The organism is Streptomyces sp. NPDC102258 (assembly GCF_055584685.1).
Genome location: NZ_JBVJLO010000021.1, coordinates 94,422 through 112,123, shown reverse-complemented (window position 1 = coordinate 112,123; position 17,702 = coordinate 94,422). Strand labels below are relative to the sequence as shown.

Here is a 17,702-nt window from a genome sequence, read left to right as displayed (position 1 = left end):
CTCCCGGGCCGGACCCCGGAGATCCCCGCGGCGTGGGGACGCCGCGGGGATCACCGTCGGTCAGCTTTTTTCGGGCGGTCGGATCAGGCCGGGCACTTCAGCCCGGTCCGGGCGGACTGAACCGCCGCGTCCAGCTTCTGGGCCTGCGGCTTCAGCTTGGTGACGGCCTCGGAGCCGGTCGTGTCGCCCGGCAGGTCCTGGTAGGACTTCTTCAGGTCCTCGGCGGCGGACTTCACCGCCTCCTTCTGGCCCGTCTTCCACGTCGCCGTGGACTTCGAGACCTTGTCCCAGTCGTCCTTGACGTTGTTGTACGCGTCCTTCAGCTGGTCCTTGGTGGCGGTCGCCGGATTCAGTCCGCGCAACGCCCCGGTGTCGGAGCGGAGCTTGCCCAGGTCGGTGCACAGCTGGGCCGCTGCCGCACTCGGGTCGTCGCTCGGGTCGGCCGCGAAGGCGGCGGAAGCACCGCCGACTGCCAGGACCAGCGCCGCGGCGGAGCTCACGGCAGTACTCGGAATGCGCCTCATGGGTTTCCCCTCAGTCCGGGTTTCCTTGGGTCGGTCCCCGCCCCGCTCTCCCCGGCTCACCACGCTGACACAGCCCGCCCGACCCCGCAATCCGCGACCGTCACACCCCGGACGCCCCAAGGCCGACAGCGCTGCGGAGGGGTCTGCGGCCACCGGTGGACAGGCCCGGGAAGGCGACGGCGCCCGCCACGGAAACGCCGCTCAGCGCGGCATGCACCCGTCCAGCCGGTGCGCCGTCCCGCGCGCTTCCGCACTCCCGGCGCCGCCCACGGGGATCCCGGCGCGCTCCGCGAGGACCAGTACGGTGGCGACGAAGCCCTCCGAGAGCGCGAGCAGCACCGGGTGGCCCGTGCGCCGGTGCCATGCCAGCAAGGCGTGGACGAAGGCCTCGAAGGCGCCCCGGTCGATCTGGCACGCGTCGTTCTCCATGGGCCCGATGCCCGAGGGGAGTTCCAGCTCCCCCTCGAAGAGGGCGACCTGGCGCAGGAACATCCGGGAGACCCCGTTGGACGGGTTCCACAGGGTCTCGTCCCCCCTGTCGAAGTACTGGCTCACGCGGGCACCCTTCAGCTGGTCACGGCGGGTCAGCGTATCCGGCCGACCCTTCGGCCCGGGGAGTCCGTTGTGACCATATGACCGGTTGGTGCCGGCGCTGTCCCCCCGCCGGGATCCTCGTGCGCCTGTTCGGGGGTCATGGACGCGGAGAACGCGGGCAAAGGCGCCCGTAGGGGAAGAGCTTCCCCGGTCGGACCGGGCGCCGCTGCCCGGTCGTCGCCGAACAGGAAGGACGTACTGCCGTGTCGAAGGTCGAAGAGTCCGTCGAGGTCGATGTCCCGGTGCGCACCGCGTACAACCAGTGGACGCAGTTCGAGACGTTCCCCCATTTCATGGACGGCGTGGAGCGCATCGACCAGCGCACCGACACCATGACGCACTGGGTGGCGAAGATCGGCGGCGTCACCAAGGAGTTCGAGGCGGAGATCACCGAGCAGATCCCCGACGAGCGGGTCGCGTGGACGACGCTGGGCGGCGAGGTCAAGCAGGCCGGTGTGGTGACCTTCCACCGCCTGGACGACGCCAAGACCAAGGTGATGCTCCAGCTGGACTACGACCCGGACGGCTTCGCCGAGAACGTCGGTGACAAGCTCGGCTTCGTCAAGCGGCAGATCACCGGTGACCTGAAGCGGTTCAAGGAGTACATCGAGGACCGCGGCCGCGAATCCGGCGCCTGGCGCGGCGAGGTCTGACCCCCGGCTCGAACGCCGGCGGAGGGAGGCGGGCCGGATGCCCGCCTCCCACGCGCCCGCCGGCGGGCGTTCAGGGCCGGACGCCCGGCCCGGTGCTCAGTGCGCGGCGATCTGCTGGAGCGCAGCTCCCTGGTAGCGGGCGCCGGCGTTCCACAGGATGAAGGACTCCATCTTGTTCGCCGCCGCGGCCTTGATCTGCTCGGCCACCTCGGCCGGCCCGTACGTGCTGCCCATCGAGAAGTCCTGCAGCCACGGGATGATCTCGGTCTGGGTGCCCTTCGCCTGGCGGGCGAAGTCGGCGAGCGAACGCTGCACGATCGCGTACGGGGCAGTGTCGGGCTGGGCGACACCGTACTCACCCGGCCCCCAGTGGGACGGGTAGACCATCGGCGCGATGTAGTCCGAAACCTTGACCAGCGCGCTGATGTCCTGCGCGATCTCGGTCGGCCGGGTGGCGGCGATGCCGAAGACCGAGACGCCGAGGTACTTGGCGTGCGGACGCAGCGCCGTACGGGTGTCGGCGACGAACGAGGTGATCGACTGCTCGGGCGTGTCCTTCCCGATGCCGGGGAAGCGCATGTGCGAGAGCGGGCCGTCCGGGCGGCGCACGTAGTCGTAGAGGACGTCGTCGAAGCCCAGCGTGGCCGCCTCGACCGCGAGGTCCTCGTTGTACTTGCGGACCGCCGGGTTGGCGAAGTTGGTGAAGGACAGGGCCCCGTAGTGGCCGCCGTTGTACGGCTGCCCGTCCGGGGTCAGCACGAGCTGGTCGTTCTTGCCGGCCTTCCAGGAGGCCGCGGCCAGCTTCGGGTCGCGGAAGGCCACGATCCGGCCGATGACCTGGGCGCCGGCGGCGTGGATCTCGGCGACCGCCTTGCGGGCGTCGTAGTAGCCCTTGGCCGCGCCGATCTGGCGGGCCAGCGGCACCTGGGAGGCGTACCCGACCTCGCCGTCCTCGTCCTTGACGTCCAGCTCGACGGCGTTCAGCTTGCCGCTGCGGACCAGGGCCAGCACGCCCTTGCGCAGCGTGTCGTCGCCCCAGCCGATCGCCGTGATGTGCGCGGCGCGGATCATGGGGCGGCGGCCGCGGGCGGACACGTCCTTCTTGGTGGTGTTGCCGGCCCGGTCCACCGCGCTGACCGTCACCAGGGGCGTGCCCTTGGGCACGGTGACCTTGAAGGCACCGGTCTTGTCGAGGTCGACCTTCTTGCCGTTCACGCTCACCGCGGCGTCGGTGGAGGCCTGGCCGGTGATCGTCACGGGGTCGGCGGCGTTCTTGATCTGCGGGTCGGCCACCTTCAGCTCGGGAGCGGTGGCGTCCACGCTGAAGCCCACGACCTTGCGGTACGAGGCGAACGGGAGGCTGCTGCTACCCGACACCACCAGGGTGTGCCGGCCCTCGTCGAGGCGGGGCAGGGCGAGCTTGAGGCGGGCGCCCTCGGCCGTGACGGGCACCGCCGCGCCGTCCAGGGTGGCGCGCAGCTTGCTCCGGCCGCCGGCCTCCTCCGTGGCGAGGTACGCGCTGACCTGCGCGGCCTTGTGCCCGTCGAGGACGGCGCCGTCGCTCAGGCCCTGGATCCCGGGACCCGGCGCGAGGAACGTCCAGGCGCCGACGCCCGCTCCGGCCAGCGCGAGCGCCCCGGTCGTCGCTATGAGGGCGCCCCGGCGCTTCGGACGGCGGGAACCGAAGGCGGAGGCGGAGGCGGTGCGGGATATGTACTTACGGGCCATCGGGACGTCCTTCGTGCCGTGGGCGGGAGCTGCCCGGCTGGTTACTGCCTCCATTCATTGCCCCTTGGCGTACCGATCACGTCGTTCTGTCGGTATTTCACACGATCGGCCGCGTTCGTCCCCGGCGTGGCGGCTACGCCATGCAGGGGACAGTGCGGTATGCGGAGCCCTGTCGCCGGTAGGTATGGCGCGACCTACCCCGCCATGAAGGGCTTCTCCATGCGCCACCCACTCCTCCCCCTCGGCGCCCTGGCCGGCGCCGCCGCCCTGCTCGCCTCCGGCTGTTCCGCGGGCTCGTCCCAGCCCGCCGGGCAGCGCCCCGCGACCGCCTCGCAGGCGGCCGCCCGCCCCGTCGCCGCCAAGGCCCCCGCGGAGGTCGGGGCCAACGAACTCGGCCAGGTGCCGGTGCTGATGTACCACCAGCTCACCGAGAAGCCGGCCAGCGTCTACGACCGCACCCCGGCCGACTTCCGCGCCGAACTGGAGCGCCTCGCGCGGGAGAACTACGTACCGGTGACCGCCCGGGACTTCCAGACCGGGCGGATCGACATCCCGGCCGGCGCCCACCCGGTGGTGCTCACGTTCGACGACTCGACCAACAGCCAGGTGCGCCTCAACCCGGACGGCACCCCGGCGGCGGGCACGGCCGTCGCCATCCTGAACGAGACGGCGAGGAAGCACCCCGCGTTCAAGCCGACGGCCACCTTCTTCGTCAACGCGGACGCCTTCTCGGCGACGGGCCCCGCCAAGGCCCTGACCTGGCTCAAGGCGCACGGGTACGAGGTCGCCAACCACACCGACCGGCACGAGAACCTGCGCTCCCTGGACGAGGCGGGCGCCCGGCGGGCGATCTCCGGCGGCCAGCAGGCGATCGAGAAGGCCGCGCCCGGGACGGCGGTGACCTCGCTCGCCCTGCCCTTCGGCGCCATGCCCCAGTCGGCGGAGGTCGCCCAGCGCGGGACGGGCTACCGCTACGACGGGGTGTACCTGGTCGGCTCCAACCCCTCGGTCTCGCCGTTCGCGAAGGCGTTCACCCCCGGCGCGATCCCGCGGATCCGCTCGGCGGGTCCCAAGGACGAGGACGCCGAGTTCGGCTCGTCGCGCTGGCTGGACAAGCTCGCCGCCGGGAAGAACCTCTACGTCTCCGACGGTGACCCGAACACCGTCGCCTTCCCGAGCACCGCGCGGGACGACCTTGCGCCGGCCTTCGCCAAGCGCGCCCTGCCGTACTGATCCATCCATCCACCCGTCCGGACCCGGGCCCCCGCCAGCTTTCGGCGGGGGCCCGGGGCGGTGTCCGACGTGGTGTCCGAGGGGATCAAGGCGTCCGTCCCCATCGGCCGGAGGGATACAAAGGCGCAGGGCCCCATGTGACCGAAAGTCTCACTCCCCGTGCGCGGGCGCGCGGCCGGCCCGCCGGGCCCCCTTCAGCTCGCGGTCGGCCGCCCAGATGTCCGCCACCGGGCCCACGTGGCCGAGCTTGTCGGGGTTGCTCACGGAGCGGATGGTCTGGATCCGCCCCGCCAGGACGTCGAGGGTCAGGACGAAGAGCACCTTGCCGTCCCGCTCGCGGAAGACCGCGCCCGGCTGCCCGTTGACCTCGCGCCGCTCCCACGTCACCCCGATCCGGGCCATCTCCGGGAAGACACCGGCGAGCAGCCGGGCCGCCTTCTCGGCGCCCGCGACGGCCCTGGCCAGCTGCGGAGCCTTGCCGCCGCCATCGCCGACCATCGACACGTCGGCGGCGAGCAGTTCCCGCAGCGCGCCCACGTCCCCGTCCTTCAGGGCGCTGAAGAACCGGGAGGCCAGCTCCTCCCGCTCCCGGCCCTCCGCCTCGAACCGCGGCCGCCCCTCCCGCATGTGCCGCCGCGCCCGCACCAGCAACTGCCGGCACGCCGCCTCCGACCGCCCCACCGCCGCCGCGACCTCGTCGAAGCCGAAGGCGAACACCTCCCGCAGTACGAACACCGACCGCTCCAGCGGACTGAGCCGCTCCAGGAGCAGCAGCGCCGCCATCGACACCGAGTCGGCCAGTTCGGCGGACCGCGCCGGGTCCTGGTACGGATCGCTGAGCAGTGGCTCGGGGAACCACGGGCCCACGTACTGCTCCCGCCGGGCCCGCGCCGAGCGCAGGACGTCGATCGACAGCCGCGTCACCGTGGCCGACAGGAACGCCCTGACGGAGTCGGGCCGGGTCGGCGAGCCGTCGTAGCGCAGCCAGGTCTCCTGCACCGCGTCCTCGGCTTCGCCCACACTGCCCAGGATCCTGTACGCGATCGAGAACAGCAGGGGCCGCAGCTCCTCGAACTCCTCGACCTTGCCCACGTCCACACCCACACCCTCACCCATCCCCGATGTCTCCCCCGTGACCGACCCGGGGCCTGGACGGCCCCCGGTACAGGCTTCCCCAACCTGCCGCCGGCGCCGTGTCAGTGGGCCGCCATCGCGCCGGCCGCCTCGTAATCCCCGGCCGGCGTCTGGGCGATGACGTTCAGCCGGTTCGCCGCGTTCATGAACGAGACCAGGACGACCAGGGCGATCAGCTGCTCCTCGTCGTAGTGCTCGGCGGCACGCGCCCAGACGGCGTCGCCGACCCCGCCGGCCCCGTCCGCGATCCTGGCCCCCTCCTCCGCGAGCTCCAGGGCGGCGCGTTCGGCCGCGGTGAAGACGGTGGCCTCCCGCCACCCCGCGACCAGGTGCAGCCGCACCGGGGTCTCGCCGGCGGCGGTGGCCCCCTTGACGTGCATGCCGATGCAGACGGCGCAGCCGTTGATCTGGCTCACCCGAAGGGCCACCAGCTCCTGCGTCGTGGCCGGCAGCGGTGACTCCCTGAGCGCCTCGCCGGCCGCCATGAAGTACTTGAACGCCTTGCCGGCGGTGGGGCTGGCGAAGTAGTTCAGTCGCGCTTCCATGCTGTCCTCCTGTGCTCGCCGATGGCTACACCCCTGAGACGGGACAGCCCGAGCCCCTGTGACACGTACGCGTGTGACCTGCGCCTCACCCCGCCCGACTGCCGGCCGGGCCGTCGGCTCAGCCGGTGAGCGGGTGCCCGGTCGTGGCGTCCACGTGGTCCGGTACCTCGTCGTGACGATCGCCCACGGTCGGCGTCCCCGTCGGCTCGAACATCAGGATCGCGGCGCCGGACGGAGCGTACGGACGGTGCTCCGTGCCCCGGGGGACGGTGAACACCGACCCCTGGGGGAGCAGCACCGTGCGCTCCCCTCCGGACTCGCGCAGCGAGATGTGCAGCTCTCCCTCCAGCACCAGGAAGAACTCGTCGGTGTCGTCGTGGACGTGCCAGATGTGCTCGCCCGCGACCTTGGCGACGCGGACGTCGTAGTCGTTGACGCGCGTGACGATGCGGGGGCTCCACAGGGCGTCGAAGGAGGCCAGGGCCTTGCCGAGGGAAATCGGTCCGTTGCTCATGGGCTCATCCTGAACCGTTCCGCACGGCCGCCGTAAGTGCTAGGAATCGCACATGCCGAAAGAATCCTCGCACGTGCACCGCGTCGTCGTGATCGTGGACGAGAACTCGAACCCCTTCGAGCTCGGCTGCGCCACCGAGGTCTTCGGCCTGCGCCGGCCGGAGATCGGCCGTGACCTCTACGACTTCCGGCTCTGCTCCCCCGAGCCCCGCACCCTGATGCGGGACGGGTTCTTCACGCTCACCGGGGTCGCCGGCCTGGAGGCGGCCGACGCGGCGGACACCCTGATCGTCCCCAACCGCCCGGACACCGACGTACCGCGCCGGCCCGCCGTGCTCGACGCCGTCCGGCGGGCGCACGCGCGCGGCGCCCGCCTGGTCGGCTTCTGCAGCGGCGCCTTCACCCTCGCCGAGGCCGGAGTCCTCGACGGGCGCCGGGCCACCGCGCACTGGCAGTGGGCGGACTCCTTCCGGGCCCGCTTCCCCTCCGTCCACCTCGCGTCGGACGTGCTGTTCGTGGACGACGGCGACATCCTCACCGCCGCCGGCAGCGCGGCCGCGCTCGACCTCGGGCTGCACCTGGTCCGCCGCGACCACGGCGCGGAGGTCGCCAACGCGGTGAGCCGGCGCCTGGTCTTCGCGGCGCACCGGGACGGCGGACAGCGGCAGTTCGTGGAGCGCCCCATGCCCGACCTGCCCGACGAGTCCCTGGCGCCCGTCCTGGCCTGGGCCCAGGAGCGGCTGGACTCGCCCCTCACGGTCGCCGACCTCGCGAGCCGCGCGGCGGTCAGCCCGGCGACGCTGCACCGCCGCTTCCGGGCCCAGCTGGGCACGACGCCCCTGGCCTGGCTCACGGGTGAACGCCTCGCCCTGGCCTGCCGCCTGATCGAGCGGGGCGAGTCCCGCTTCGACCTGGTCGCCCGCGGCAGCGGCCTCGGCACCGCCGCCCACCTGCGTAACCTGATGCGCCGCGAGACGGGCATCAGCCCCTCCGCGTACCGGCGCCGGTTCGGTCCCGAGGCGATGTGACGAAGGGTCACCCCACCCGGGCGCCGTCCGCGGGCCCGCTCCTAGGGTGGGGGTCAGGTCGACCGGCCGGTCGACGCCGCCACGCCGTCCCGGACCGCGCCCGCGCCCGTACGCGTACACGTAACGCGTACGCGTACGCACCGGGACGCGTCCTCGGAAGGAGCCCCGATGCCCCACGGCGAAGTCAGCCGCCCGCCTTCCCCGGCCGGGGCCGTGCCCCGCAGAACAGCGGGGTCATGGCTCCGGCAGATGCTGCGCGACGGCGCCGACTGGATCCGGCGCCGGCCCCTGCCCACGCCCGACGGGCAGCGGGCCGTCCCGCACTCGGCGGACGTACGGATGATGGTCTGGGCCATCACCGCGGTCGACGTCATCTCGGAGGTGGTGATCGACGCGATGATCCCGCCCGCCTTCCGCGCCGCGCACCTCGTCTTCGGCGTCACCGTCGTGGTGCTGTCCCTGGGCTTCTGCGCCATGACCACGCGCTCCCCGCACCTCGTCGACGCGACCACCCTGCGCCTGCGCACCGGCCCGCTGCGGGCGCTGGACATACCCCTGCACCTGGTGACCGGCGTCCGCGCCGCGCACGGGTCGCACACCGGCCACGGGCTGCGCCGCGTACTGGACGAGGACGACGCCGTGGCCTGCTCCGTCAGCACCGCCACCACCCTCGTGCTGGAACTGGCCCAGCCCCTCCCGGTGCCGATGCGCAGGGGCGGACCGGTCATGGCCCAGCGCGTCCACTTCGCGGCCGACGAACCCCAGGCGGCCGTACGCGCGGTCAAGGCCGCACTGGCCGGCGCGGCGTAGGGCGAACGGGGCCGGGCCTGAGCACGGGTGGCCCGGCGTCGGCGTGCGCGGCCGTTCCACGGCCGGTCGATCCCCGTTCGAGGCGTTCTCCCTTGTGGCCTGGCAGCGTCAGCACCGCAGGTTCCACTCGGTACGAAAGGACAACGGGAATGACCAAGTCAGGGCGCAGGTTCGGTATCGCGGCCGTGGTGGCCGCGTTCGTGGCCGCGATGATCACCTTCGTGGGACCGCAGGGAGCCAGCGCGCACGACCAGGCGCGGCGCGGCTGGGACCACTTCGGCTTCGGCGTGCCGTGGGAGGAGTCCTACGGGTACTCGCAGGCCGTCAGAGCCGGGGACACGGTCTACATCTCCGGCCAGCTGTCGCACGACGAGGCCGGGAACCTGGTGGGCGTCGGCGACTTCGAGGCGCAGGTGCGCCAGTCGTTCGCCAACATGGACAAGGTGCTCGCGCACTACAAGATCCCGCGCAGCCAGATCGTCAGCATGAAGATCTACACGAAGGACCTCCGCAAGAACTTCGACACGGCCGCGAAGCTGCACAAGGAGTACGTCGGCAACCACCGCACGACCGACACCATCCTCGGCGTCACCGACCTGGCCTTCCCCGACCAGCTGGTCGAGATCGAGGCCGTCGCCCTGGTGTCCCCGCGCTCCTGACGCCTGACTTCTGACTCCTGAACCGAACCGGCCGCGCGGCACCGCCGCGCGGCCGCTCCGGCGTGTGACGGCGCCGCGCGGGCGCCGGCCGCCGCAGGACTCAGTACTCCCCGTCGAGGGACGAGGCGGAGTCCGCGCGGTAGCAGAGCGAGACGACCTTGAAGAGCAGCATCGGGCCCCCGGTCGCCGACTGCTTGCGGCCCGAGACGTGCACGGCGAACTTCTCGGCGTCGTTCTCGGCGTAGATCTCGGGATTCTGCGCCTCGCTGTCGGCCTTGCCGTCCTTCGTGATCTTCCAGCCGTTCTCGCCGAGCGCCTTGCGCAGGTTCTGCATGCCGGTGTCGACCTGCGCGTCGGTGATCTCGTACACCGACCAGGGGTGCGACGTCGAGAACAGGTCGTCGCCGTACTCCCGGCAGCGCGTGATGCTCGGGCCCGGCTCCGTCACCTTGCCCTTGATCCCGGTCATCTCCAGGAGCCTGCTGGAGACCTGCTTCGTCTTCGTGCGCGCCGGACCGGGGTCCATCCTGACCGGCGTGTAGTCGGGTTCCTTCACGTTCGAACACCCCACAGACAGGAAGGCCGGGAATCCGGCGAGGACGACGGCGAGGGCCGTGGCCCTGACCGTTCTGGCGATTGCGCGGCGACGGGCCGCTTTCCCGGTGTCAGCCACGCTTGACGTCGCCGTATTGTCCCGCGACCACGTTCGCCTGGTTTTCGATGCTCAACGAGTGATCCCTCCAGTAGTCGGTGTGGCTGTCGGCGTCGTTCGCCATGATGTTGGCCCCGAAGTCCTCGTCGGAGGGCACGTTCGACCCCCACACGGTGCCGAACGGCAGCATCTCCTCCCACCAGTCGGTGGGGCCGCCCAGACCCGCGACCTTGCCGCCGAGCGGCACCTGGTCGTCCAGCGTGCCGGCGGCCTGGGACCACACGTGGCCCTCGCCCGAGTCGAGGTCCTTCGCGTGCTCCACGAGCATGCCGGGGCTGCCGACGGCGATGATGTCGTCGGCGCGCAGGTCGCCCGCGTTGGAGGCGGCGCCGACGACCGTACTGCCGTAGCTGTGGCCGATGATCGTGGTGTGGCTCGCCGCGTCGCCGCCCTGCAGGTTCTCCAGACCGGCCATGAAACGGTTCAGGTCGGGCGCCGCGGTCTGGGCGAAGTGCTTCTCCATCGCCTCCGGGACGATGCTCTGCGGGGCGTCGTAGCCGATCCAGGTGATGGTCGACACGTCCTGGCCGGGGGCCCGGGCGTGGGTCTCCTTCCACAGCTCGCTCATGTGGTGGATGTAGTCCTCGGTCTTGTCGATGCCGGTGAACGTACCGGGGACGAAGACCGCGGTGTGGTCGGCGGTGTCCGGATTGCCGTTGGCGACGATGGCCCGCCCGCCGCCCTTGGTGTCCAGGCCGAGCAGGTAGGCCTCGGGGAGCCCCTCGACGCCCGTCTTGTCGAACCGGGCCTGGATGGCGTTCATGCCCTTGAGGTTCTTGTCGAGGAATTTCTTGTCGTCGCCGTACTTCTCGTCCCACTCCGACCAGGCGGGGTTCAGCGTCACCGCCGGGTAGTCCCGGCCCGAGGGGACGTACTTCTGCGGCTGCGGGGGGATGGCGTCCACCCGGATCTGGAACTCCGCCCGCTTCTCGGCGAGCACGACGCGGTTGGCCTCGTCGCGCACCACGGACGGCAGCCCGTCCAGCGCGCCCACCTGCGCCGCGTTCAGCGACAGGTACGCGGTCTGGTCGTCCGCCGAAAGCCCCTTCCACCACTCGGCGTTGGCCTGTGCGTCGCCGTCCTTGGGCGGGGGCTTGATGTGGTCGAGGTAGTCCTTGGCACCGCTGCGCACCTCGGCCGTGTCGGCCGTGACGTCGTTCCAGTCCGAGTCCGAGACGACGAGGTCGTCGTCGGCCTTGAGCTTACGGAGCCTGGGCGCCCACTGGGCGTCGGCGTCGGTGGCGTCGGCGACGGCCTGCGCGATGCGGTTGGATATCTCGACGGCCTTGCCGAAGTTGGGGTTGGGATGGATGTGCGCGGCCTGCCGCAGCAGGGCGTCGGCCACGCTGTTGGCATCGCGCGTGGGGTCGATCACCCCACCGGAGGGCTTGCCCCGGGCGCTGCCGGTGACGGTGCCGCCCTCGGGGAGCTTGCCGTCCTTCTCCGTCCCGGCGGCCGGGTAGCTGACCGACCCGTCGGCGCCGACGGTGAACTTCGCGGCCTCGGCGTCGGCCACGGCCGCGTCGAGCTTCCGCTTCGCCTCGGTGAACGCCGCGGCGAGGGCGTTCAGCGAGGTCGCGGCGAGCCCGCACTCGATCTGCGTGTAGTGGAAGTTCTTCGCCAGCTCCTGCAACTGCTTCACGGCGGCGTCCACGGCGGCGCCCGTCAGCCCGGCCCGCAGGCGGGCCGTGATCTGCCCCTCCGCGTTCCCGTACGCGTGGTCCGCCATGGCGCTGACCGACTGGTAGCCGTCGGCCGCCTCCGTGAACTCCGACGGCTTCAGGGCCTTCAACGTCGCGTAGTCCATGCCCGTCACCGGCCCCCGGTGCCGCCGCCGGGGGCGGCGGTGTCCTGGTATTGCTTGCTCATCCGGGCGAACTCGCCCTCCAGGGCGCCGTCATTGTGGACCTGGCCCTTGCCCGCCTCCAGCATCGGAGCCTGCAGGGACCCGCACTTGCCCACCAGCCCGTCGAGGTACGTCTTCCACGACTGGTACAGCTCCAGCTGTGCGGCGGCGCTCTCCACACCGGTGACCGCCGCGCCCTTCTGCCCGGACTCGAAGTCCGCCTGGGCCTTCCGGATGCCCGTCATGAGCAGGCCGACGTCGTCGCTTCCCTTCTTCCACACCGCCATGTCCGACTTCAGATCCTCGGATCCGCCACCACCACCGCCATCGGGCGCGGCACCGGCCAGCCGCATCCGCGCCGCGGCCGCCGTCCCGTGCTTGAGCTCCGCCCACTCCGTGTCGAAGGACGCCATGCCCTGTCAGCCCCCGTATGAATTCACGCCAAGTTCAGGCCATCCTATGAGCGCCCCCACCCGGCCCCCACCCGGCCCCCACCCGGCCCCCAACGCGGCTCCTGCGGCTACGGGGTGGGGTCGGGGCCAGTCGTGACATATGTACTCGCCAGGACGGGATGTGCGGCCCTGTTGAGGTGGGTGGTGTCCTTCGTAGGCTCGGGAGCATGTCGAAATCACACGAGGTCGCACGCGACGACTCCTGGGAGGGCGTCGTCACCCACCTGTCCCGGGGCATGCTCGACGGCTCGAACATGTACCACTTCGCGGAGATCCGCCTCGCCGACGGGGAAACGGTCAAGGTCAGGATCAGCCGCCGGCTCTGGAAGTCGATCGCGGTCGGCGACCGGATCGTCAAGCGGCCGGGCGCCGACCCGGACAAGGAGTAGGCCCCCACCATCCTTCGGGAAGAGGTGCGAACAAACGATTAACCGGTGACGAAGCAGATTTTCCATTCCGGAGTGTTCCGGCTCTGGTGAAAACCTTTCTGCTCGCTGGGGGGCGGAACTGCCGGGCTGGGCCGTCCGGGTGAGGGGCCGTTGTGGTATTGGTCAAGGTTCTGCAAAGCTCATGGAGTCGGCGCGGCAGTTCCGGCGCGTACTTTTGGAGGCTCCATGGGCTATGGACGCACCTTGCGTGAAGAAATCGCGACATCCGAAACCACCCCGCTCATCGGCGTGTACGACATGTATTCGGCATCGATCGCGGCACGGCACTACGGCGGATTCTTCGTTTCCGGTTTCGGATTCGCGGCATCCCACTACGGCCTGCCCGACATCGGCTTCATCGCCTGGCCGGACATGGTCGCGTTCGCCGAGCGGCTGCGGCTGGCGTTCCCCTCGCACCACATGGTGGTGGACATCGACGACGGCTACGTCGACCCGGAGGTCGCCTGCCACGTGGTGCAGCGCCTGGAGCGGATCGGCGCCTCCGGGGTGATCCTGGAGGATCAGAAGCGCCCGCGCCGGTGCGGGCACGCCGACGGCAAGCAGGTCCTTCCGCTGGAGGAGTACCTGGAGAAGCTGAACCTGGTGCTCGAAAGCAGGACCGACCTGATGGTGGTCGCGCGCACGGACGCCGTCGAGGAATCCGAGATCCTCCGCCGAGCCGCCGCGCTGGCGCGGACGGACGCGGACGTCGTCCTCGTGGACGGCGTGCGCAGCGTCGAGTGGATCCGCCGGATCCGCGACGTCGTCGGCGACAAGAAGCTCATGTTCAACCAGATCGCCGGCGGCAAGTCGCCCCGGCTCTCCCTCTCCGAACTCACCTCGCTGGGCGTCGACGTGGCGATCTACAGCACACCCTGCCTGTTCGCCGCGCATACGGCGATCGACGCGGCGCTCACCGAACTGAAGCACGCCGACGGCCGCCTGCCCGAAGTCGCCGAGGGCGCCGTGCAGATCGGAGTCCAGGCTTCTACCGCCCTGCTGGAGAAGAACATCAGCAGGCACCACGCGGTGCGGCCACCGATTTCCGTCTGACACACCACCAGGAGCCGTTCGTATCATGCGCATGACCAGGAAGATTCTTCTGACCGCGGTCGCGGCCGGGCTGCTCCTCGCCTCGGCCGCCGGAACCGCCGCGGCGCGTGCGCAGGAGGGTGCATCCGCGCAGCAGCCCCCCGTCCAGATCCTGCCCGTGGGTATCAACGTCGTACTGATCGACAATTCGCGGGCGGACTCCTGGCTCGAAATCGACCGCACCGCCAATTCCCAGTCCGGCACTGGTACGGCGGGCAGCGATCACGAGGGGGAGTGAGCCCCCCGGCCGGGTGCGGGCCGGGGGGCCTTCGTGTGCGGGTGCCTGCGCGCAGCCGGCCCCGCTGCGTCAGCCGGCCGCGTACACGTCCTCTACGTAGCGGCCGTCCGCGACCAGGGCGCTCAGCCACTGCGCCGCCGTCGATTCGTCCTCTCCGCTGAAGCGCACGTACAGCCGTCGGAAGGCCTCGCGGACGCCCGGGGCCATGCGCGAGCCGTCGCCGCAGACGTGGATGCGGGCACCCGACTCGGTCAGCCGCCAGACCTCCTCGCCCTCCGCCTCGATCCGGTGCTGGACGAAGCGGACCCCGCCCTCCGGGGCCCGCGAGAAGGCGGGGCGCATCGATACGGCGCCCTCGCGCTCGGCGGCCTCCAGCTCCGCCCGGTGCAGGTAGTCCACGTCCGGGTGGTCACAGCCGAAGTAACAGAGCGCGGGCGCCAGCTCGGCCCCCGACGCACGCAGCGCGCGCCGGTCGGCGATCGCCCCCCGGAAGGGCGCGAGGCCGGTGCCGGCGCCGATCATGATGACCGGCGTCCGACCGTCGTGCGGAACGCGGAAGGCCTCCCGGCACGGCTGCACCCGGGCGAGCAGCGTGTCACCGGGACGCACCCGGTGCAGGTACGAGGAGCCCACCCCGCGGAACACGCCGCCCCCGCCGGAGCGGTGGGGGGCCTCCAGGAGCGAGACCATCAGATCGGCCTGCCCCGGACCCGCCGAGGGGGAGGAGGAGATGGAGTAGTGGCGCGGACGCATCGGCTCCAGCAGCTCCAGCAGCACGGGCCACGGCAGCCGGCCCCGCAGCGCCGGGTGCTCCTCGACCAGGTCCACCAGACTGTACGAGGGAACCCCCGCCGCGAGCCGTTCCAGCGCGGCCCGCTCCGGCGGACACGGGTGGTGCGCCGCGAGGACGGCCGCCTGCTCCGCCGTCACCGGGGCCTGAAGCTCCACGTACCGGGTCAGCAGCTCCCGTACGGTGACGGGCCGGTCGAGCGGAAGCGCGGTCCGGCCGGTCCGGCGGGCCCGGATGTTCAGCACCGTGTCCGGATCGGCCCCCAGGATCCGGGCCGCCCGCTCCACCTCGGCGGGGTCGTTGGCGGGGAGCACGGCGAGGTGGTCGGCGGTGCGGTAGCCGACGCCTTCGGGCAGCCCGACGCGCAGGAAGCGCTTCGACCGGCCCGCCGGGTGGCCGAGGTCGGCGAGGTCCCCGGTCTGCGTCACCGTCATCGGCCGCAGGTCGTGCCGTCGGGCCAGCGCGTCGAGCGGCTCACCCGTGACCTCCACGACGTCGTACGACGAGCCGGAGCCGGCTGATTCCGCCGACCGCGAGGAGCCCGAGGAGCCCGAGGAGCCCACGGACGCCGGGTCGCCGTAGCGCTCCAGCAGCGTACGGCGCAGGGCGGCGGTGAAGCCGCGTACCGCTCCCGCCAGGTCCCCGGAGGCGTCCGCCGCGGCGCGGTCCATCAGCCGCTCCGCGCCCGTCGCGGCGAGGCGGCCGTCGATGAGCGTGGGTACCTGCTGGTAGGTGGCGGCCCAGTTGCGGTCGCCGACGCCCAGGACGGCGTACCGGACGCCGTCCGCCGCGCCGGGCTCCGCCCGCGTCAGCCAGGAGACGAATCCCGCCGCGTCGTCGGTGGGCTGTCCGTTGTACGAGGCGGCGACGACGACCAGCGGCCCGTCCGTCGGCAGAGCGCCGGCCCGGTAGGCGTCGAGCGGTGCGACCCGCGTCCCGAAGCCCAGCTCCCCGGCCATCTCGGCCAGGTCCTGCGCGTACGTGCGGCAGGTGCCGAAGTTCGAACCGTGCAGCAGCGTCAGCGTCGTACCGGGAACGGCCCGGGTGGGGGAGGCACCGGCGGCCGGTGTCTCCGCGTCGTCGCTCCGCCCGGACGGGAGGACCGCCCCGAGGGCCGCGCGGTTGCGAGCCCGGTCCGCCGGGGTGCGCCGGCCCAGGGCCATCGTGAACCCCTCCGGCTTGAGCGTCAGCGTCTCCTTGACGCGCAGCTCGTAGCGCGCGTGGTCGACGAACCGGTAGCGGTGCACCAGCATGCCCAGCAGCATCGTCGCCTCGTGCAGGGCGAACTGCCGCCCGATGCAGGCGCGTTCCCCGGTCCCGAACGGCTTGTACGCGTGCGGGGAGCGGGCCGCCTCCGCCTCGGCGGCGAACCGGTCCGGGTCGAACTCCTCCACGTTGTCACCCCACAGCGGGTCCCGGTGCAGCATCGGGGTGAGCACCAGCATCCGCTGCCCCGCCTTCACCGGGTAGCGCCCGCCGATCACGGTGTCGGCGCGCGCCTCGCGGGCGAACGCGGCGGCGGTCGGCCACAGCCGCAGTGCCTCATTGAGGACCTGGCGTACGTAGCGCAGCCGGCCGATGTCCTCGAAGGCCGGCTCGGGGTCCGGGTCGTCGCCCCAGAGCACGTCCGTCTCGGCCTGGGCCAGGTGCAGCACCGCCGGGTTCTTCAGCAGGTGGTACAGCGCGAACGACAGGGCGCCCGAGGTCGTCTCGTGGCCCGCGATCAGGAACGTGATCACCTGGTTCCTGATGTTCGCCCCGTCGAGCACCTCCCCGGACCGGGGGTGCGGGGAGCCCAGCATCAGGCCCAGCAGATCGTCGGTCGAGGTGTCCCCCGAGGCCCGGCGCCGCTCGATCACCTCGTCCACGACCCGGGCCAGATAGGCGGCGTCCGCGGCGAACGCCTCGTCGTCGGTGGTGTGGTCCGCGCCGGGCACCCGGCCGAGCTTGGCCTGGCTGTGCGCGAGGGCCCGGACGAGCGCCTGGACGAACGGGTGCGCCTGCTCGCGCTCGAAGGACGCGAAGTCGTAGCCGAACCCGGACAGGCCGATGGTGTCCAGGGTCATCCGGGTCATGTCCTCGGCGACGTCGACCGGGGCCGAGACACCGGCGCCCTCACCGAACCGGCCGTCCCAGGAGGCGATCAGCCGCCGGGCGACCCGCAGCATGTGCGGGTGGTAGGTGCGCATCGAGGTGAGGGCGAAGGCCGGGAGCAGGATGTCGTGCGCCTTGGCCCAGTTGGGCTCGTCGTTGTACGCGGTGAACAGCCCGTCCGCGGCAACCTCGCGCACGTTCTCCAGCGCCGGGCCGATGCCCTTGACGAAGCGCTGCTCGTCGGAGAGCTCCGCCACCAGCTCCGCCCCGCTCACGAACACGGTCTCCCGGTCGTGGAAGCGCTGGACGAAGACCGGACCGAGCCTGCGCGCGTGCGCCATGGCCGTCTGCAGCGGGGTGCTCGTCATCCCCGAGTCGCTCACGTCGACCACCGGCAGGTGCGGGGCGTCGTCGTCGGGCCGTCCGGTACCGGTGGTGTGCGGTTCACTCATGGCGTCTGCCTCTTCTGGTCACGTCGCGCTGCATGGACCTCTGGACCCGTGCACCCGCGCGCCGCACGGGTGCCGTGGCGGGTGTCGTGCCGTGTCGTGTCCACGGTGACGCGGCCGCCGCGCCGGTCCGCCACGAGAACTACCTATTCTTGTAGGGGTGTTTTCCGTTCCGGGCCT

At 71.8% G+C, this 17,702-nt stretch carries 18 protein-coding genes; 8 read left to right on the top strand and 10 right to left on the bottom strand.

Features of this window, described 5'->3' with window-relative positions; all coding sequences use genetic code 11:
* Positions 1–83 precede the first annotated feature (83 nt).
* Both ACZ6ZT_RS29045 and ACZ6ZT_RS29040 read right to left on the bottom strand, forming a co-directional pair.
* Positions 84–500, bottom strand: a complete 417-nt coding sequence (locus ACZ6ZT_RS29045; RefSeq protein WP_469723030.1) for a hypothetical protein — start codon at positions 498–500, stop codon at positions 84–86.
* 225 nt (positions 501–725) lie between these two features.
* Positions 726–1,079 carry a DUF6086 family protein gene (locus ACZ6ZT_RS29040; protein WP_469723029.1) on the bottom strand — a complete coding sequence of 118 codons (354 nt, stop codon included), beginning with the start codon at positions 1,077–1,079 and terminating at the stop codon, positions 726–728.
* Positions 1,080–1,321: 242 nt separating this feature from the next.
* On the opposite strand from ACZ6ZT_RS29040, the gene ACZ6ZT_RS29035 reads away from it, so the two are divergent.
* Positions 1,322–1,771: an SRPBCC family protein gene (locus ACZ6ZT_RS29035; protein ID WP_469723028.1), complete on the top strand. Its 450-nt coding sequence runs from the start codon at positions 1,322–1,324 to the stop codon at positions 1,769–1,771.
* Between the two features lie 96 nt (positions 1,772–1,867).
* Here ACZ6ZT_RS29035 and ACZ6ZT_RS29030 read toward each other — a convergent pair whose 3' ends face one another.
* On the bottom strand, positions 1,868–3,553 hold the full coding sequence (locus ACZ6ZT_RS29030; protein ID WP_469723027.1) for a putative glycoside hydrolase: 1,686 nt from the start codon (positions 3,551–3,553) through the stop codon (positions 1,868–1,870).
* 165 nt (positions 3,554–3,718) lie between these two features.
* Here ACZ6ZT_RS29030 and ACZ6ZT_RS29025 point away from each other — a divergent pair, with 165 nt between their 5' ends.
* Positions 3,719–4,732 (top strand): polysaccharide deacetylase family protein, encoded by a 1,014-nt coding sequence (locus ACZ6ZT_RS29025; protein ID WP_469723025.1) that lies wholly within the window; start codon positions 3,719–3,721, stop codon positions 4,730–4,732.
* Positions 4,733–4,882: 150 nt separating this feature from the next.
* Here the strand turns inward: ACZ6ZT_RS29025 and ACZ6ZT_RS29020 are convergent, their stop codons facing one another.
* The 3 genes from ACZ6ZT_RS29020 to ACZ6ZT_RS29010 all read right to left on the bottom strand — a co-directional run bounded on the left by ACZ6ZT_RS29020 (position 4,883) and on the right by ACZ6ZT_RS29010 (position 6,925).
* A complete protein-coding gene (locus tag ACZ6ZT_RS29020) occupies positions 4,883–5,824 on the bottom strand; it encodes an RNA polymerase sigma-70 factor (RefSeq protein ID WP_469723087.1) in 942 nt (313 codons plus the stop codon).
* A gap of 104 nt (positions 5,825–5,928) precedes the next feature.
* Positions 5,929–6,411, bottom strand: a complete 483-nt coding sequence (locus ACZ6ZT_RS29015) for a carboxymuconolactone decarboxylase family protein (protein ID WP_469723024.1) — start codon at positions 6,409–6,411, stop codon at positions 5,929–5,931.
* A gap of 118 nt (positions 6,412–6,529) precedes the next feature.
* Entirely contained in the window at positions 6,530–6,925 is a 396-nt protein-coding gene (locus ACZ6ZT_RS29010; protein WP_469723023.1) for a cupin domain-containing protein, read from the bottom strand.
* Positions 6,926–6,977: 52 nt separating this feature from the next.
* On the opposite strand from ACZ6ZT_RS29010, the gene ACZ6ZT_RS29005 reads away from it, so the two are divergent.
* The 3 genes from ACZ6ZT_RS29005 to ACZ6ZT_RS28995 all read left to right on the top strand — a co-directional run bounded on the left by ACZ6ZT_RS29005 (position 6,978) and on the right by ACZ6ZT_RS28995 (position 9,421).
* The gene (locus ACZ6ZT_RS29005) at positions 6,978–7,952 is read left to right on the top strand and encodes a GlxA family transcriptional regulator (RefSeq protein ID WP_469723022.1); all 975 of its coding nucleotides are present in this window, start codon (positions 6,978–6,980) and stop codon (positions 7,950–7,952) included.
* Between the two features lie 168 nt (positions 7,953–8,120).
* Positions 8,121–8,762: a hypothetical protein gene (locus ACZ6ZT_RS29000; protein ID WP_469723021.1), complete on the top strand. Its 642-nt coding sequence runs from the start codon at positions 8,121–8,123 to the stop codon at positions 8,760–8,762.
* A 149-nt stretch (positions 8,763–8,911) separates the two neighbouring features.
* Positions 8,912–9,421, top strand: coding sequence for a RidA family protein (locus ACZ6ZT_RS28995; RefSeq protein ID WP_469723020.1), 510 nt, complete (start codon positions 8,912–8,914; stop codon positions 9,419–9,421).
* 100 nt (positions 9,422–9,521) lie between these two features.
* Here the strand turns inward: ACZ6ZT_RS28995 and ACZ6ZT_RS28990 are convergent, their stop codons facing one another.
* The 3 genes from ACZ6ZT_RS28990 to ACZ6ZT_RS28980 form a co-directional block, all read right to left on the bottom strand.
* The gene (locus ACZ6ZT_RS28990) at positions 9,522–9,977 is read right to left on the bottom strand and encodes a hypothetical protein (RefSeq protein ID WP_469723018.1); all 456 of its coding nucleotides are present in this window, start codon (positions 9,975–9,977) and stop codon (positions 9,522–9,524) included.
* 109 nt (positions 9,978–10,086) lie between these two features.
* Positions 10,087–11,940 (bottom strand): alpha/beta hydrolase, encoded by a 1,854-nt coding sequence (locus tag ACZ6ZT_RS28985; RefSeq protein ID WP_469723017.1) that lies wholly within the window; start codon positions 11,938–11,940, stop codon positions 10,087–10,089.
* Between the two features lie 5 nt (positions 11,941–11,945).
* A complete protein-coding gene (locus ACZ6ZT_RS28980) occupies positions 11,946–12,392 on the bottom strand; it encodes a hypothetical protein (RefSeq protein ID WP_469723016.1) in 447 nt (148 codons plus the stop codon).
* A 206-nt stretch (positions 12,393–12,598) separates the two neighbouring features.
* On the opposite strand from ACZ6ZT_RS28980, the gene ACZ6ZT_RS28975 reads away from it, so the two are divergent.
* The 3 genes from ACZ6ZT_RS28975 (at position 12,599) to ACZ6ZT_RS28965 (ending at position 14,189) form a co-directional block, all read left to right on the top strand.
* Positions 12,599–12,820 carry a DUF7489 domain-containing protein gene (locus ACZ6ZT_RS28975; RefSeq protein WP_469723015.1) on the top strand — a complete coding sequence of 74 codons (222 nt, stop codon included), beginning with the start codon at positions 12,599–12,601 and terminating at the stop codon, positions 12,818–12,820.
* Positions 12,821–13,045: 225 nt separating this feature from the next.
* Positions 13,046–13,912 (top strand): isocitrate lyase/PEP mutase family protein, encoded by an 867-nt coding sequence (locus ACZ6ZT_RS28970; protein WP_469723014.1) that lies wholly within the window; start codon positions 13,046–13,048, stop codon positions 13,910–13,912.
* Positions 13,913–13,937: 25 nt separating this feature from the next.
* On the top strand, positions 13,938–14,189 hold the full coding sequence (locus tag ACZ6ZT_RS28965; protein ID WP_469723013.1) for a hypothetical protein: 252 nt from the start codon (positions 13,938–13,940) through the stop codon (positions 14,187–14,189).
* A 69-nt stretch (positions 14,190–14,258) separates the two neighbouring features.
* On the opposite strand, the gene ACZ6ZT_RS28960 is transcribed toward ACZ6ZT_RS28965, so the two are convergent.
* Positions 14,259–17,525: a bifunctional cytochrome P450/NADPH--P450 reductase gene (locus tag ACZ6ZT_RS28960; RefSeq protein ID WP_469723011.1), complete on the bottom strand. Its 3,267-nt coding sequence runs from the start codon at positions 17,523–17,525 to the stop codon at positions 14,259–14,261.
* Between the last annotated feature and the right edge of the window lie 177 nt (positions 17,526–17,702).